Source organism: Psychrobacter sp. TB20-MNA-CIBAN-0197 (assembly GCF_040309765.1).
Classification (GTDB): Bacteria; Pseudomonadota; Gammaproteobacteria; order Pseudomonadales; family Moraxellaceae; genus Psychrobacter; species Psychrobacter submarinus.
This window is the reverse complement of record NZ_JBEOPC010001098.1, coordinates 1-250: the sequence shown is the minus strand read 5'-3', so window position 1 is coordinate 250 and position 250 is coordinate 1. Positions and strand designations below refer to the sequence as shown.

Annotated in this window: 1 protein-coding gene; it reads right to left on the bottom strand. The window is 61.6% G+C overall.

Annotated features, from left to right (window positions below):
• Positions 1–250: cobaltochelatase subunit CobN (locus AAEY83_RS17315; protein WP_351061150.1), on the bottom strand; the 250-nt coding region annotated here is incomplete at both ends.

The following is a 250-nucleotide window of genomic DNA, read 5'->3' as shown; positions in this document are numbered from 1 at the left end:
CACCGTAGGTGTTGCGCAACCAGAAATAGAACGCCAGATAGCCGTGCGGCGGAACCAGATCCGGGTCGTGGTACACCGCGCTCGGATCGACCTGATAACCCCGGGCCGGCTGGATGCCGACAAAAGTCAGACCGAAACGCAGACCGGCGATCATCAGCCGGCCGTCGCGACACATCGGATCGTTGTGTGGCGATCCCCAACGCTCTTGCACCGCGACACGATTCGCCTCCGGCAACGCATTGAACATTGC